Origin of the sequence: Myxococcus sp. CA005 (assembly GCF_006518205.1) — a bacterium.
GTDB classification, from domain to species: domain Bacteria; phylum Myxococcota; class Myxococcia; order Myxococcales; family Myxococcaceae; genus Myxococcus; species Myxococcus xanthus.
Genome location: NZ_SRLV01000188.1, coordinates 1 through 2,618, shown reverse-complemented (window position 1 = coordinate 2,618; position 2,618 = coordinate 1). Strand labels below are relative to the sequence as shown.

Annotated in this window: 3 protein-coding genes; all 3 read left to right on the top strand. The window is 70.9% G+C overall.

Annotated features, from left to right (window positions below):
• Positions 1–238: 238 nt before the first annotated feature.
• The 3 genes from FMQ63_RS37015 to FMQ63_RS37005 all read left to right on the top strand — a co-directional run bounded on the left by FMQ63_RS37015 (position 239) and on the right by FMQ63_RS37005 (position 2,458).
• A complete protein-coding gene (locus FMQ63_RS37015) occupies positions 239–1,060 on the top strand; it encodes a protein-glutamate O-methyltransferase CheR (protein WP_026114094.1) in 822 nt (273 codons plus the stop codon).
• A gap of 120 nt (positions 1,061–1,180) precedes the next feature.
• The gene (locus FMQ63_RS37010; RefSeq protein ID WP_011557021.1) at positions 1,181–2,077 is read left to right on the top strand and encodes a hypothetical protein; all 897 of its coding nucleotides are present in this window, start codon (positions 1,181–1,183) and stop codon (positions 2,075–2,077) included.
• A 3-nt stretch (positions 2,078–2,080) separates the two neighbouring features.
• A complete protein-coding gene (locus FMQ63_RS37005; RefSeq protein WP_011557020.1) occupies positions 2,081–2,458 on the top strand; it encodes a hypothetical protein in 378 nt (125 codons plus the stop codon).
• Positions 2,459–2,618: the final 160 nt, after the last annotated feature.

Sequence of the window (2,618 nt, the reverse complement as noted above, 5' to 3'; positions counted from 1 at the left end):
GGCCAGGGCCTGCTGCGCGGTGGGCTCGGGGGCCGCGGCGGGGGTGTGCGTGCAGCCGGCCGACGCCAGTGCCGCGGAGAGGGTGAGGGCGCTCAGTCTCTTCAAGGGTGGGTTCCTCCGGGATCCAAGGACAACGCCGGAGCGTCATGCCACATCCCGCCTGCCTCCGCCCGGTGCAAGCGGCCTTCCCTTGCCCGGACGCGGCGGCCGTGCCGACATCCAGGAGGAGGCCGATCCGATGACGGACCGTGAATGCGTGGAGCTGTTGCAGTGGGCCGCGCCCCGCCTGCGCCTTCGCTGGGAGGGCTTCCGGCGCGTCCGGGGGCAGGTGTGCAAGCGCATCGGCCGCAGGCTGAAGGCGCTGGGGCTTCCAGACGCAGGGGCCTACCGCGCCCGGCTGGAGGCCGAGCCCTCGGAGTGGGACGTGCTCGACGCGCTGTGCCGCGTCACCATCTCCCGCTTCTACCGGGACGCGCGCGTCTTCGAGGTGCTGCGCCATGACTTGCTCCCCGCCCGGCTGGAGTCCCTGCGCTCCCGGGGCGAGGCCACGCTGCGGGCGTGGAGCGCGGGCTGTGCTTCCGGCGAGGAGCCCTACACACTGTCGGTGCTCTTCCAGTTGGGGCTCGAGCCTCGATTCCCGGGAGTGCGTTTGGCGTTGGTGGCCTCCGATGCGGATGCGGGGCTGCTCGCGCGGGCGGCGCGGGGCTGCTATCCGCGCGGGGCCTTGCGTGAGCTGCCGCGTGCCTGGGCGGAGCGTGCCTTTCCGGGGCCCGGCGACGAACCGTGCCTTGCGCCGGAGTTCCGGCGGGCGGTGGACTTCCTCCAGCAGGACTTGCGCTCCCAGATGCCCGACGGGCCCTTCCACCTGGTGCTGTGCCGCAACGTCGCCTTCACCTACTTCGCGCCTCCGCTTCAACGCGAGGTCCTGTCACGGCTGGTGGCGCGGCTGGTCCCTGGCGGGCTGCTGGTGATTGGCGGCCATGAGTCCCTGCCCGAAGGAGACTTCGGCCTGACGCGCGCCGCCGGCCCGCTGCCTGTCTTCGCGCGGACAGACGTCTGAGACCGCCGGGCTCTATTCACGAATTCGTCCGGTGCGAGCATTCTCCGTCGCTGGGCCGTGCTCCCCTGACGTGAGCGGGACGGAGGACTCGGGCCTGCGCGTGGCCGGAGGAATCCGAGAATGCGCACGAAGCTGTGGTGGAGCGTGGTGCTGGCGGCGTGTGCGTGTGGCGGCGCCGCGAAGACGGGCGACGAGCTCCGCTCACGGCAAGCGGGGCTGTCGCTCTCCGCCACGCCAGGAGACGCCCGGGGCACCTTCGTTCATGAGGACGAGACGGTGACGTTCTCCTCTCGCGAGGTGGAGCCAGGGGTGTACCGGCTGGAGGTCCGGCTGCGCGGGTTGACGCTCACCGGGTTGATGGAGCCGGCCCGCGGCGTCTCCACGTTGGATGGTTTCGCGGAGGCGAATGCCAGGGATGCGCAGATGGGCGTCGCGGACCGCGCGCTGCTCACCGCCCTCTATCGCGAGCTCAATGAGGCGCTTCCCAGCGGAGACGCGGCGGCCCCCGCGGCGATGTACCTGCGCCGCGCGGTGAGCGTGTGGTCCCAGTATCCGGACACCGTGGGGCTGCGGCGCGCGGTGATGGGCGAGAAGGGGCGTGGCTACACGATGTTGTGCAGCTATGCGCAGTGCAACGGGCGCAACTCGGGCAGTTGTGAGGGGCGCTACAACTGGTACGCCCACGCGACGCACGACTGTGACCGGGGCGGCTTCGACTGGCCCGGCAACCAGCAGTTGGCCCAGCTCGGTGACCACTACTCCTGCAACGGGGACGAGTTCTTTCTGGCCGGCGATACCTGGCACTGCGGTTCGCCCAACCACTGGCACCGGCCGAAGGTGGTGGGTAACTGCTTCGGGCGCTGCGGCAGCACGTGCGGCGGCGACACCCAGTACACGGTGGATGCCACCAACCACGACAGTTGCGTGCGCAATGGCCACATCCTGGTGAGCGGCTGGTGCAATGACCAATTCACCGCCGCCGTGGATGACGAGCTGTTCGCCCCCAACTGCTACTGAGTCATGTCACGACACCCCGCGCCAGTGAGGTGGATGGGGTGGCTGATGCTGGCCGCGCTCGGATGTTCCTCCGACGCGTCGAAGACGCGGGCCGCGGAGGCGGTGGTGCGCCACTTCTTCTCGGCGCTGCCCGAGGGTGACTGCGAGGTCCTGGCACCGCTGCTGGTCACGGGAGGAAGCGCGCGACCGTGTGTGGAGACGGTGCGGGAGCTGCGGGGGCATGGCCTCACGCTGGTGGGGATTGTCGAATCGACGGTGGACGGGCGTGACGCCGAGGCTGTCCTCGTGCGGGCCCGGGTGGCCCATGGTGGGCGCGAACGTCCGGCACCGTGGTTGCTACGGGTGGAGCGCCAGGATGGCGATTGGCGGGTGCGCTTCTGAGCGCCGGGGCGGGGAGGGGGGCCATGCGGATTCGTTACCGTTTGATTCTGACCGGTGCGGGCGTGCTCGCCGTGGCGCTGGGCGCCGTGGAGTTCTGGCCCCAGCCGGAGCCGGAGCCGCTGCCCGCCGCGCTGCTCGCCATGGCCGTGCCTCCTCCTGC